This is a genomic window from Bacillus paralicheniformis, from assembly GCF_002993925.1.
GTDB classification, from domain to species: Bacteria; Bacillota; Bacilli; order Bacillales; family Bacillaceae; genus Bacillus; species Bacillus paralicheniformis.
In genome coordinates, this window is record NZ_CP023665.1 from 2,906,262 (window position 1) to 2,919,131 (window position 12,870).

The 12,870-nt window shown below is 48.7% G+C and carries 14 protein-coding genes and 1 riboswitch; of the genes, 5 read left to right on the top strand and 9 right to left on the bottom strand.

Translation table 11 applies throughout. The features are described from left to right. Positions 1-75: 75 nt before the first annotated feature. A complete protein-coding gene (catA, locus tag CP943_RS14830; protein ID WP_020452359.1) occupies positions 76-726 on the bottom strand; it encodes a type A chloramphenicol O-acetyltransferase in 651 nt (216 codons plus the stop codon). Positions 727-943: 217 nt separating this feature from the next. On the opposite strand from catA, the gene CP943_RS14835 reads away from it, so the two are divergent. Then, positions 944-1,504: a bifunctional transcriptional activator/DNA repair enzyme AdaA gene (locus CP943_RS14835; RefSeq protein WP_020452360.1), complete on the top strand. Its 561-nt coding sequence runs from the start codon at positions 944-946 to the stop codon at positions 1,502-1,504. 4 nt (positions 1,505-1,508) lie between these two features. Next, the gene (locus CP943_RS14840) at positions 1,509-2,078 is read left to right on the top strand and encodes a methylated-DNA--[protein]-cysteine S-methyltransferase (protein WP_039072884.1); all 570 of its coding nucleotides are present in this window, start codon (positions 1,509-1,511) and stop codon (positions 2,076-2,078) included. Here CP943_RS14840 and kdpDN read toward each other — a convergent pair. The 7 genes from kdpDN to CP943_RS14875 form a co-directional block, all read right to left on the bottom strand. Beyond that, complete coding sequence (gene kdpDN / locus CP943_RS14845; protein WP_039072885.1) at positions 2,051-3,199, bottom strand: KdpD-like non-kinase potassium sensor; 1,149 nt, start codon at positions 3,197-3,199, stop codon at positions 2,051-2,053. The two genes, CP943_RS14840 and kdpDN, sit on opposite strands and share 28 nt — an antisense overlap. Positions 3,200-3,268: 69 nt before the next feature. Next, the gene (gene kdpC, locus CP943_RS14850) at positions 3,269-3,829 is read right to left on the bottom strand and encodes a potassium-transporting ATPase subunit KdpC (protein WP_020452363.1); all 561 of its coding nucleotides are present in this window, start codon (positions 3,827-3,829) and stop codon (positions 3,269-3,271) included. A gap of 12 nt (positions 3,830-3,841) precedes the next feature. Then, positions 3,842-5,848 carry a potassium-transporting ATPase subunit KdpB gene (gene kdpB / locus CP943_RS14855; RefSeq protein ID WP_229029924.1) on the bottom strand — a complete coding sequence of 669 codons (2,007 nt, stop codon included), beginning with the start codon at positions 5,846-5,848 and terminating at the stop codon, positions 3,842-3,844. Between the two features lie 79 nt (positions 5,849-5,927). Continuing rightward, positions 5,928-7,601, bottom strand: coding sequence for a potassium-transporting ATPase subunit KdpA (kdpA, locus tag CP943_RS14860; RefSeq protein WP_105981111.1), 1,674 nt, complete (start codon positions 7,599-7,601; stop codon positions 5,928-5,930). Between the two features lie 25 nt (positions 7,602-7,626). Further along, entirely contained in the window at positions 7,627-7,704 is a 78-nt protein-coding gene (kdpF, locus tag CP943_RS23015) for a K(+)-transporting ATPase subunit F (RefSeq protein WP_075213487.1), read from the bottom strand. Positions 7,705-7,928: 224 nt separating this feature from the next. Next, positions 7,929-8,071: riboswitch (cyclic di-AMP (ydaO/yuaA leader) on the bottom strand. Positions 8,072-8,323: 252 nt separating this feature from the next. After that, positions 8,324-9,169, bottom strand: coding sequence for an aldo/keto reductase (locus CP943_RS14870; protein ID WP_026579210.1), 846 nt, complete (start codon positions 9,167-9,169; stop codon positions 8,324-8,326). Positions 9,170-9,199: 30 nt separating this feature from the next. Beyond that, entirely contained in the window at positions 9,200-10,420 is a 1,221-nt protein-coding gene (locus CP943_RS14875; protein WP_023855357.1) for an MFS transporter, read from the bottom strand. A 157-nt stretch (positions 10,421-10,577) separates the two neighbouring features. Here CP943_RS14875 and CP943_RS14880 point away from each other — a divergent pair, with 157 nt between their 5' ends. From CP943_RS14880 to CP943_RS22720, 3 genes are read left to right on the top strand one after another with little or no spacing between them, the layout of a single operon-like run. Next, on the top strand, positions 10,578-10,955 hold the full coding sequence (locus CP943_RS14880) for a winged helix-turn-helix transcriptional regulator (RefSeq protein WP_020452368.1): 378 nt from the start codon (positions 10,578-10,580) through the stop codon (positions 10,953-10,955). 19 nt (positions 10,956-10,974) lie between these two features. Beyond that, positions 10,975-11,400 (top strand): Type 1 glutamine amidotransferase-like domain-containing protein, encoded by a 426-nt coding sequence (locus CP943_RS22715; protein ID WP_234026544.1) that lies wholly within the window; start codon positions 10,975-10,977, stop codon positions 11,398-11,400. Next, complete coding sequence (locus tag CP943_RS22720; RefSeq protein WP_234026545.1) at positions 11,401-11,640, top strand: type 1 glutamine amidotransferase family protein; 240 nt, start codon at positions 11,401-11,403, stop codon at positions 11,638-11,640. A 300-nt stretch (positions 11,641-11,940) separates the two neighbouring features. Here CP943_RS22720 and CP943_RS14890 read toward each other — a convergent pair whose 3' ends face one another. Further along, positions 11,941-12,768 (bottom strand): uroporphyrinogen-III synthase, encoded by an 828-nt coding sequence (locus CP943_RS14890; protein WP_025811074.1) that lies wholly within the window; start codon positions 12,766-12,768, stop codon positions 11,941-11,943. Between the last annotated feature and the right edge of the window lie 102 nt (positions 12,769-12,870).

Consider the following 12,870-nt stretch of genomic DNA (forward strand, 5'->3'; position numbering starts at 1 on the left):
CAGCAGGGAGAGATGGCAGGAGACCCGCTAAGAAGTGCATATAAAAAAGGCCGAATCCTATCGGCCTTTCCTCTGTCACATAAGCCACTCCTCACAATCGGCGGCAAGCCGTTCCAACTCGTTCATAAAAGCGCCGGCATGATAGCCGTCACACACTGCATGGTGTACTTGCAGGGAAACCGGCAAAAATGTTTCACCGCCTTCTGAAAAGTATTTCCCGTTTGTAATAATCGGCAGCAAGTGTTCGCTGTTATCTAGGTTTAAATTAAAGTTTGTAAAGCGCACCCATGGAATAGAAGAAACTGAAAACGCATTGGGCGGGATGTCCGGCTTAGCCCATAAGCCCTTTTTGTCTCCAAAGCGCTCGGCATCCTGAAGATATTGACGATAAAACCGCGAGAAATCATTTGAGTATTCTGTCCAGAGGGCGGAAAACGTTTGGTCGTCCTGATGAAAAATCGTATAGCACGGGTGCATTTGTTCCCAATATCCCAGCTGTCCTTTGTCGTTAAAAGTTGTTCTAAACTCAGGACGCGAATGAATGGCCCTTGATACGATATAAATAAAAACCGGGTACAGCTTGATCTTCTTTTTCTTGAGCACGGCAAGCAAATTGGTCACATTGACGTTTGTCGTTATACTGAAAGAACATTTCGCTTCCTTCATGTAATGGTCAAAATAAGATTTTCTATACCAAGTGTCGAGATCGATTGTTTGAAAATTCATGTTTTACCTCCTAAAATATAGCTTTTTTATTTTAGGAGGCCTGCTTCTCTGATTTCGGCAATATTCTCACCTCATCCTGTATTGCAAATGAATTGTAGCGCGTTTCGGAGACGCAGGCAACCGTCCCTCTTCTTCTTTGTCTTCTTGCTGTGCCATTCCCCGCCTCTCCACCTCCGGCTGTCATTTAGGTTATACTGACATAGATCGGGGTGAAGATATGAACAGCAAATCACGATTGACGCCTGAAAGGTGGCGGGCGATTACGGAAAACGATTCCGCCTATGACGGAGTTTTTTATTACGCGGTCAAAACGACCGGGATATTTTGCCGCCCTTCCTGCAAATCGAGAGTTCCGCAAATCGAAAATGTGCAAATCTTTTTCAATGCAAAAGATGCTTTATCAGAAGGGTACCGCCCCTGCAAACGCTGCAATCCGGCCGGGATGCTGCTGCCGGATGAAGAGCTGGCACAGCGGGCGGTGCAAATCATCGAGGAATCTTATCGCGATCCGCTGTCTCTGCAAGCTTTGGCTGACAGGTGCCATATCAGCCCTTTTCATCTGCAGCGGACGTTTAAACGAATCAAAGGCGTCTCGCCGGCAGAATACATCCTGCAGAAAAGGATTGAGAAAGCATTCGTTTTGCTTGCCCATTCTGAACGAACGATCGCAGAAATCGCCTCAATGGTAGGCATCGGGAATGCGGATTATTTTGCCGCTTTGTTTAAAAAGAAAACAGGGCAATCACCGACGTCATACCGGCAAATGAAACGGAGGTAAACATATGGAAGATCAAATCGTATACTGGCGTACGCTGACTTGCCGCCGCTCGCAGATTCACATTGCGGCGACTGCCCGCGGGCTCTGTTTTACAGGGGCATGGAATCAAGGATTCGGTGAGCTGGCCGCTTGGGCTGAAAAAAGGTACGCACAGCCAGTTTTCATTCGGGATGACAAAGGATTGGCAGAATACGCCGAGCAGATTCAGGCGTATTTAAATGGCAAGCGGACTCATTTCAGCTTTCCTGTCGACCTTGCCGGAACGCCTTTTCAGCTGGCCGTGTGGCAGGCGCTCTCCGAAATTCCTTTCGGCAGCACGCGTTCCTATTCCGATATCGCCGGGCGTATACAAAAGCGGAACGCTGTCCGGGCCGTAGGTACGGCGATCGGCGCAAATCCGCTGTTAATGGTAGTGCCGTGCCATCGGGTTATCGGCAAAAACGGACAGCTCACGGGATACCGGGGAGGATTGGAGATGAAAAAAGAACTGCTGATACTGGAGGCCGCAGGCGCCGCTGAACATCCTTTAACAACGGCATCCCGATCTCAAGCTTTCTCATCCGAGACAATGTGAAGGTCGATTCCGTCTGTATGCCTCATAATGCTGTTGACAATCGAGCCTTTTCTGATTTCTTCCCATCGCGATCGGGCGGATTGGCCGAGCACGATTTGTGTAATGCCGTGCTGTTTCGCTGTATCAGTGATCGTTTCAGAAATGCGCCTTTTGTTTGAGTGTTTAAAAATGAATTCGGCGCCGAATTGTGCACAGAGCGTCTCCCATTGCCCGATTTTATCCCGTTCTGTCGGGGCCAGCTGCTCCTTTGACGTGCGCGACACGTTTAAAACGAGCAGATCGGCCTTCAGCCGGCTTGCGATTCTCCATCCGCGCCGTATCAGTTTTTCGGCATTTTTTCCGTGCTGGACGCACACCAAAATCTTTTCATTCGTTCCCCTCGGCCGGAGGCTGCCGTTCGTCCGCTCCAGACGATCATCCACATCATCTGCAACTTCTCGCAAGGCGAGCTCTCTCAACGCAGCTAAATTATTTTTCGTAAAAAAATGGGTTAAAGCCTGTTGTATCTTATGTTTTTCATATACCTTTCCTTCCTGAAGCCGCTTTTGCAATGTTTCCGGAGTGACGTCAATCAAGATGACTTCATTCGCCAATTCCAACACGCGGTCCGGGATCCGTTCTCTCACTTTCACCCCGGTGACGTGCTGAACGATATCATGGACGCTTTCGATATGCTGGATATTGACGGCGGACAGCACGTTGATGCCTTCCTGTAAAATATCTTCAACGTCCATGTACCGCTTTTCATTTTTCGAACCTGGCACATTGGTGTGAGCCAGTTCATCGACAAGCACAAGGTCTGGCTTCCGGTTAATAATCGCATCGACATCTATTTCTCCCATCGTTATCCCTTTATATGAAATGTTTCGTTTTGGAATGACTTCTAAACCTTTGACGAGTGCGGCCGTGTCTTTTCGATGATGCGTTTCGACAAGGCCGATCACGGCATCGATCCCTTCCCGCTTTAAATCGTGCGCTTCCTGGAGCATCCGATACGTTTTTCCGACTCCCGGCGCAGAACCGATATAAATGGTCCAATGCCCTCTTTTCAGCTGTTCAATTTCGGCCAGCAGCTCTCCCGGCGTCTTCCTTCGATAATCACGGGTGTTTTTTGTCCGCATTGCAGCATCTCCGTTTTCTCATCAAGTTTGTTTTTCCCGGTGTCGTATGATCAGACACCGGGCAGCATTCTACTTCAGTTTTTCTTTTAAATCGATATTGAGAAGCAGCACGTTGACGCGCGGTTCACTTAAGAAGTCGCTTTTGGTATGCTGATGAACAAGCTGCACAAGCTCTTTCTCCGGCAGTCCTGTCAGACGGCTGATTCTCGGAATTTGCGCCATCGCCCCGTCGGGACTGATATCAGGGTCTAATCCCGAAGCGGAGTTCGTGACTAAATCGACCGGCAGTTTACTGATCGGAACATCAGGGTTTTCCTCCTTCCACTTTTCAATCGATGCTTTCATCCGTTTCAGCAAATCGGGATTTGACGGCGCTTCGTTTGGCGATCCAGATCCTGCGGCATCATACTTGATGCTGGATTCCCTTCCTTGAAAGAGCCGCGGGTCTCTAAACCGCTGGCCAATGAGTTCAGAGCCGATCACATTCCCCTGCCGGTCATACACAAGACTTCCATTTGACTTTCCAGGCATGGCGGCCTGTGAAATCCCTGTCAGCGCGAGCGGATATCCAAGCCCGCAAACCAGCATTAACAGCAGGCTGATTCTGAAGATTACTCCGATTTCTTTCATGACGATTCCTCCTTACAACATAATCTGAAGCAGCATATCGATCAGCTTGATTCCGATGAAAGGGACGATGACGCCGCCGAGGCCATAGATCAATAAATTGCGGGCCAGCAAAGCATTTGAGCTCATCGGCTTATAAGCAATTCCTTTCATGGCTAAAGGCACAAGAAGCGGGATGATCAGCGCGTTAAATATCAGCGCAGATAAGATCGCTGAAATCGGCGAACCAAGCCTCATGATGTTCAGCGCGTTCATCTCGGGAATCGCCAGCATAAACATCGCCGGGATGATGGCAAAATATTTGGCGATATCGTTTGCGATGCTGAACGTAGTCAAAGCGCCGCGCGTCATAAGCAGCTGCTTTCCGATCGAGACGACTTCAATGATTTTTGTCGGATTCGAATCAAGGTCCACCATATTCGCTGCTTCCTTGGCAGCTGTTGTGCCGCTGTTCATGGCAAGCCCGACATCAGCCTGCGCAAGTGCGGGCGCGTCATTGGTTCCGTCGCCCGTCATGGCGACAAGCTTTCCTTCATATTGTTCGCGCTTGATCACATTAATCTTGTCTTCGGGCTTGCTTTCGGCAATAAAGTCATCAACGCCCGCTTCCCTTGCGATCGTAGCGGCCGTTAATGGATTGTCGCCTGTGCACATCACCGTTTTGATCCCCATTTTGCGAAGCTCGGCAAAGCGCTCTTTCATGCCCGGTTTAACGGTGTCTTTTAAATAGATCAAACCGAAGATTGTTCCGTCTGCCGCTACAGCCAGCGGTGTGCCGCCTTCTTTTGAAATCCGTTCGCTTTCCAGATCGAGATTCGAAGGTATCGTTCCGCCATTGTTGATCACCCACTTTTTCACGGCATCGACAGCGCCTTTGCGAATGTGCCTTCCGTCGGGCAGGTTCACGCCGCTCATTCTCGTTTCCGCCTTGAATTCAATCGGTTCTCCTGCTTCAGCAACGGACGAGTCATAGTGAATCGAGAGTTTATCAGCGAGTTCGATGACTGAGCGTCCTTCCGGTGTTTCGTCATGGATGGAGCCAAGCGCCGCATATTCACCAACGGTTTGAAGCGATTCATCGCCGACAGGGACAAATTCCCCGGCCATCCGGTTTCCAAAAGTGATCGTCCCTGTTTTATCAAGAACAATCGTGTTAATGTCGCCCGCAGCCTCGACAGCTTTCCCCGACATCGCCAGAACGTTGAAGCGGGTCACGCGATCCATTCCCGCAATCCCGATGGCTGACAGGAGCCCGCCGATCGTCGTCGGTATAAGACAGACAAGCAGGGCAATCAAGACGGCGGGATCAATTTGAAAACCGAGATAGGACGTAAAAAACGGGAGTGTCGCAACAACGATCAGAAAAATCAGCGTTAAGCTCGTTAAAACCGTATTCAACGCGATTTCATTCGGCGTTTTTTGCCTTTCAGCCCCTTCGACTAAAGCGATCATCTGATCGAGGAACGTTTCACCCGGATCACTCGTGATCTTGACTTTAATCGAATCGCTGACGACCCGGGTGCCTCCCGTAACAGAGCTGAAATCACCGCCTGCTTCCTTTATGACCGGAGCAGACTCTCCCGTGATGGCCGATTCGTCTACTGATGCGAGACCCGCGATGACTTCACCGTCGCCAGGTATCATTTCTCCCTGGGAGACGATGACGATGTCCCCCTTTCTAAGCTCGGCAGGCGCTACCTTCTCAATGCGGTCATCCATTACTTTATTGGCCGAAACCCCTTTTTTCGTCTGTTTTAAAGAATCGGCCTGTGCCTTTCCTCTTCCTTCAGCCAGCGCTTCGGCGAAATTCGCGAATAACACGGTGATCAGCAAAATGAAAGAAACCGCCGGATTGAACCAGGGAGCCGCCGTACTGCCGAAAAACCGGGGAAACACGGAAAGCAGAACCGTTATGAAAAATCCAACTTCTACGACAAACATAATCGGATTTTTGATCATAGTTCGCGGATCTAATTTTAAAAAGGCATGTTTGACCGCATCTTTGATGATCGTGTCGTTCATCGTTTGCTTTGTTGTGTGAACGGCATCCGGTGTGGCCTGTTGACTGGAATGATGCAAATCGTTCATGAGTAAAGCCCCCTTATCGTAATGTTAAATATTCTGCGGCCGGTCCCAACACAAGCACCGGAAAGAATGTTAAAGCCCCGACGATCAGGATCGAAGCGATAAAAATCCCGCTGAACAGGCTTGAATCGGTGCGAAATGTTCCGATTGTTTCCGGAACGGTTTGCTTTTTCAAAAGTGACCCCGCAACTGCGAGCAGTGTGACAATTGAGAAATAACGGCCGATAAACATCACAATTCCCGTTGTTATATTCCAAAAAGGCGACGCGTCTCCGAGTCCTTCAAATCCTGAACCGTTATTCGCGGCTGAAGACGTATATTCGTATAAAATCTGGCTGATCCCGTGAAATCCGGGATTTGAAATTGCAGCCTGACCCGCTTGCGTCATGACGGCAAGCGCTGACGCCCCTAAGATTAACAAAGGATGAATCAGCAGAGTAACGGCTAAAAGCTTCATTTCATTTCCTTCAATTTTTTTGCCTAAAAACTCAGGCGTTCTTCCGACCATTAAGCCCGACAGAAAAACCGCAACCATCGCGTATAGAAGCATGTTCATCAATCCGGCGCCTATTCCGCCAAACACCGTGTTCAGCATCATATTAAGCAATGCCAAAAGACCCGTTAGTGGCGTGAGCGTGTCGTGCATCGTATTGACAGCTCCTGTCTCGCTCGCGGTGGTAACCATCGCATAAAAAGCTGAATTCAATGTTCCAAACCGCACTTCCTTACCTTCCATGCTGCCTTCTGTGTGCTCGATTCCGAGCTGATTGATGACGGGATTGCCTTGCGATTCCGCCATGAAAGCTGCCCCGGCTGAAAGCAAAAACAAAAGACCTGCGGATACAAAAAGAATGCGGCCTTGCTTCAGATTCCCAACCATTTTCCCATACGTAAACGGCAGTGAGATGGTAATCAAGAGCATTAATAAAATTTGAATCGCATTGCTCCATCCATTCGGATTTTCAAATGGATGAGAAGAGTTGACGCCAAAATACCCCCCGCCGTTGTTCCCCAGCTCTTTGATGGATAAAAAGGACGCCACCGGCCCCCGAACAATGGACTGCTCCCCTCCGCTCACCGTATGGGCTGTCACGGAACCGTCAAGCGTCTGCGGTACGCCTAGGGCGACGAAAACAAGCGACACCACAACTGTGATCGGCAGTAAAATCCGCGTGATCGAACGGACCAAATCGACAAAAAAGTTGCCGAACGGTTTCCCGGCGAGCCCCCGAATCATCGCAATCGCGGCGGCCAGCGCCGTAGCGGGAGCGGCAAACATTAAAAAGGTGATCGCAATCATCTGCGAAAGCATGGACAGACCGCTTTCGCCGCTGTAATGCTGCAAATTTGTATTCGTCATAAAACTGACTGCCGTATTAAAAGCCAGTGTAGGTTCCATTCCCGCGACCTTTTCAGGATTTAAAGGCAGTACACCCTGCAGACGAAAAACGAGATAAACGATGAAAATCATCGCCGTATTCGTGAGAACCAGCGCGGCGGCGTATTTCTTCCACGATTGGTTTTCTCCTTTTACTCCGCCCAGCTCCAGCAGCAAGCGTTCCGCCGGAAGGAAAAACCGGTCGATTTTGGACGGGGCGCCGTCAAATACCTTCGCTATGTAAAGCCCCATTGGTTTGGCTGCCAGCAATGCGGCAAGCAGGATAAAACAGATGGATATGAGCGACGTCATTTCAATACCCCCAATTTGTGTACAATTAAAATTTCTCAGGATTCAATAAAGCATAAGTCAAATAGACAAACATGGCGGCTGCTCCCGCTGCCAATAGCGCCATGGCAATCACTCCTTTCACATTTATGATTGATCAGCGGTTTTCCCCGCCCATCTCAGCAACAGAAACATCATCCCCGCTAAAAATGCGACAATGGCCAGCATCACGATATCCAGCACTCCGCTCACCTCCTTTCATGTTTTTTGCACGAAAAAAAGCCGCAAGAGAACAAACCTCTTACGGCTTTTTTGGGCACAGTTAAGAAACCGTGCTTTATGCACGTTTTTTGGTTCTCTTTAAACGCTTGCGAGGTTAGCTGTCGGATTCAGGTGCAAAGAGTCACCTTACCTTGAAAAGGATTCACCCCAAGTGGCAGCGCCACAAAAAATTGGTTCCCCCGCTTCCAATTGGAATTCAGCGGTTACGTTAATTGGAAATTTTATTCAGTTTTTTGATGAGATTTATATTACGCCCGTTCAATCATCGTGTAAAGTTTCATAAATGATCAAATTTCCTCGTTTATCAATTTTATAACCTTTTTTACACAGTTTATGACTTATTACCTTCTATTTTCTCTTAATATCTCGTTTTCTCTTTCATATTATGGCTTTTACCTGTGAAAAACGGCGGATAAAAAATGTGTCGAAGCCCCGCTCGGAAATTCGAACGGGGCCGTTTTTTGTTAAAAGTCAAAGTTATCAGGATCAGGACCGACACGGGTGTTTTCATTCAGCCCGTCAATTTGCTTCATTTCCTCGAGGGTCAGTTCAAAATCAAATACGTCCGCGTTTTGGGCAATTCGCTCCGCTTTTGTCGACTTTGGAATGGTGATGACTCCGTTTTGCAAATCCCAGCGTAAAATGACTTGAGCAGGTGTCTTGCCGTGCTTGTCCGCGATATCTTTCAGCAGCGGGTGGCTGAGCAATTGGCCTTGCATCAGCGGCGACCATGCTTGAAGCTGGATGCTGTGCGAACGGCAAAACGCTTGCAGCTCTTTCTGCGTGAGCCGCGGGTGATACTCGACCTGGTCGATCACCGGTTTGACGGCGGCATCTTTCAGCAAGTCTTCCAGATGGTGAACGTGAAAATTGCTGACGCCGATTGCTTTTACGCGCCCTTGTTCATAAAGAGTTTCAAGGGCTTTCCACGCCGCTTTATAGCGCCCTTCAACAGGCCAGTGGATCAGGTATAAATCCAGGTAATCGAGCCCGAGCTTTTCGAGACTCGCTTCGTAGGCTGCAATCGTTTCGTCATAGCCTAAATCGTCATTCCAGACCTTTGACGTTACAAACAAGTCTTCTCTAGAAATTCCGGCTTCTTTCAACCCTTCGCGAATTCCTTGGCCAACCCCTTCTTCATTTCCGTAGATGGCTGCCGTATCGATACTGCGGTAGCCGTGCTTGATTGCCGTTTTTACGGCTTGCACCAGTTCGGGCCCTTCCTCTACTTTAAACACGCCTAGTCCAAACCAGGGCATGTCCGTCCCGTTATTCAATGTGATTCGATCTTGCAGATTTTTTACCGTCATCTAATTGGCCTCCTCATATTTTTGTATACATCATGCGCAGTTTTTCTTTAAAGCTTGATTTTGTTTTTGGTCATTTCGTTCCAGCGCCCTGCTCCAGCCCGTCAGCGCGACGGCGCCGAGCACCATCAAAGCTCCGGCCCATGGAGTGTGAATCAAACCGATCGACTGTGTGATGGCGCCTCCTGTATAAGATCCGATCGCGATCCCGGCGTTGAATGCAGCGATATTGACAGCTGATGCGACATCTACCGCCCCCGGAACAAACCGTTCAGCCAGAATTACCACATAGGACTGGAGCCCGGGGACATTCATAAATGCTAAAAATCCCATCAGCATGATGACGATAAAGCCCGCTGCCTGATAAGGAGCAGCCGCCGTTAAGATGAGAAGCACAACCGCTTGGGCGATGAACATATAGAATAATGCAGTAAGCGGTTTTTGGTTGGCCGCTTTACCTCCGATGATATTTCCGAGCGCGACGGCAATGCCGTAAGCAAGCAAAATGACGGCAACAGCTTCCTGTTTAAAACCTGTCACATGCTGAAGCAGCGGGGATAAATACGTAAAGACAACAAATGTTCCTCCATAACCAAGCGCCGTAATGATGAATAAAAGCAGCAGACGGCCATTGGTTACAAGTTTCAATTGGCTCTTGAAAGACGTTCGGACGCCTTTCGGCAAATCGGCCGGAACAAGAAAGCTGTTGGCGATAAACGCCAGTGCGCCGACAGCGACAATCGCCGCAAAAGCAATCCGCCAGCCGAACAGCTGACCGAGGAAAGTGCCGATGGGAACTCCGGTAATCATCGCAATCGTCAGACCGGTAAACATAATTGATATCGCTCCGGCTCTTTTATCCGCCGGAACCAGGCTTGCCGCAATCGTTGAACCGATTGACATAAATACGCCATGAGAAAACGCGGAAATCACGCGGGCGGTTAATAAAACACCGATGCTTCCGGCACATGCCGCAAGCCCGTTTCCGATCATAAAAATAATCATAATCACAAGCAACAGCGCTTTTCTCGGCATACTCGATGTGACAGACGTCAATACGGGTGCGCCGACTGTCACGCCCAAAGCGTATAACGATACAGTCAGCCCCGCGGTCGTCACTGAAATGTTCATGTCATCAGCAATTAAAGGCAGAATCCCCACGCTGATGAATTCGGTTGTCCCGATGGCAAATGCGCTGGCTGCCAAGGCTAAAAGCGCTAATATACTGCGTTTTTTATCATGAACAGAAGTCATTCTTTTTCCCCCTTTCGTTTTTAATGTATAGCAAATGTCTGCCGGCAAATGATATTATGGTACATATCATCTATAAAAAAAAGTACGCACTTTTAAGTGCGATAGGAACCAAAATGTTAGATAGGTACTTTTCGGTTCCTATGGTTTGGAGGAGAACATGAAGCCGAAAAAGTACAATATATCTGTCGAAGCTACACTTGAAGTAATTGGAGGTAAATGGAAATGTGTGATTTTGTGCCATTTGACGCACGGCAAAAAACGCACGAGCGAGCTGAAGCGGCTGATGCCGAACATTACGCAGAAAATGCTGACCCAGCAGCTGCGCGAACTGGAGGAGGACGGCGTCATCAATCGGCTCGTGTACCAGCAGGTGCCGCCGAAGGTCGAATACGAACTCAGCGAATACGGATGGACGCTTAAAGACATATTGGATTCATTGTGCGCCTGGGGTGAAACACATATTACGAAAGTGTATGGAGACAAATTTGCCGTTTTGGAGGACAGCGTGCTGAATGAACAATTAAAGGAAACATAATAAATAGATGGAGGTCAGGATGGGAAAATGGTTTCTTTCCGGAGGCGGAGATGCGCACCAAACTGAACGGCTGGATCGGTATTTTGCCGGGAGCCTCTGCCCGCATAAGCCTTTGTTGTATATTCCGATTGCCATGGACGCCGACAGGTATGATGAAGGCTTCGATTGGATCAGCCGGCTCTTTCACCCGCTCGGCGTTAAAAATATCGTGATGTGGACGGATATCAAAGGCAAAACCGTGCACGATTTAGACGCATTTTCTGCCGTATATATTGGCGGAGGAAATACGTTTCGTCTGCTCAAACAATTCATTGAATCACACTTTATCGAGGTTTTAAAGCGCTATGCCGAAAGCGGCGGCGTCATTTACGGCGGAAGCGCAGGCGCCGTCATTCTCGGAAAGAACATCATGACTTGCTTTTATATGGACCGCAATGCTTGCTGATTGCGCGATTTTAACGGATTAAAGCTTCTGGGAGACTATGCGGTTTGGTGCCACTACAAGGTTGAACATGATCCGCTGATTAAAAGGTATAGGCATGTTTTAGACACTCCCGTCATCGCTTTGCCGGAAGAAACGGGAATCGCCGCAAGCATTTCAGACATCCGGGTCATCGGAACAAAGCCTGTCCGGATTTTTAATGAAGACGGCGCGGTATTCGTTTCAGATCAATTTGTTTTATAAAGCAAAAAACGCTTCGGCTCATCGGCGAAGCGTTTTTCTTGTTTTTGCGGCTGCAAACCGTTTGACCAGGCTTTCCGTCAAAAAACACGGTGAGACTCAAACCCAGCAAAACAGAAAAATTTGACATCAACGGCTCACGATCAACATATTCAAAAGCATGATGCACAAAAAGTATCACGGCCCAGAAAATGATAGCCGCACGGCAAGCTGTGTCTGCGGCTTTTTTCCTTTTGGGTCTGCATACATGACAGCGCCTCTCAAGGAGACTCTCACGCCCCAATCTGCTGATTTCCTTCGCACTTACTGTGTTTTGATTTCCTCTTCCGTTTCATAAAACCGGGCCAGCTCCACAATCATCGCTCCCATTCGTTCGAGGCCGGGAGCGAGCAGGCGTTCAACTCCTTCTTCTCTTAAAGCTTCTGCCGTCACTTTTCCGACAGCGGCTGCCAACACGCTGTCTTGAAAAGATTGGACAATTTTCTCCGCATAGCCGTTTTCTTTCGCAAAATGAAAAAGCGAGCGGACTTGGACGGCTGTTGTAAAGCAAACCGCATCCACTTCACGGTTGATGACCTCGCTGCACAATAAAGCGACGGTTTCCCGGTCCGGTGCAACATGGCGATACGGCAGAAGCGGAAAAACAGCTGCACCTTTCTCTTCCAAAAACTGAAGCAGTGACGGTGCGTTTTCGCCGTGAAGCTGGACCATCACCCGTTTCCCGGAAAAATCGTGGGATTGAAGCGAGTCGATCAGTCCTTTGGTGGTGCCGTCTTCATCCGCCGCAACCGGCGTAATGCCGAGCTTTTTTAATGCGGCGATTGTTTTGTAGCCTCTCGATGCCGCCTTCGCCCCGCGGATCGCTTGTAAATAGCGCTCACCGATCCCCAGTTTATCAGCTAGGTTGACAAGCGTCTCCGTCCCGATTCCGGTCGTGAAAATCACCCAGTCGGCTCCCGTTTCAACAAAGGCTTGCAAATCAGGACCTACTTCTTTTTCGGCCAAAAACACGGTACCCTGAAGGGAACGTACGACGGGAACCCCGCCTTGCTTTTTGATTAATGTGCTCATTTCATCCGTTTTTCGCGATGCTCCGATGGCAATTCTTCTGCCGTTCAATCCTTTTCCCAATCCAATCCCTCTTTTCCGTATCTGTTTCTATCAATGTAATGGTTTACTATCATCTTCCAAATGAGATATGATTGAATTATCAAAAAATAACAGGAGGTTTTT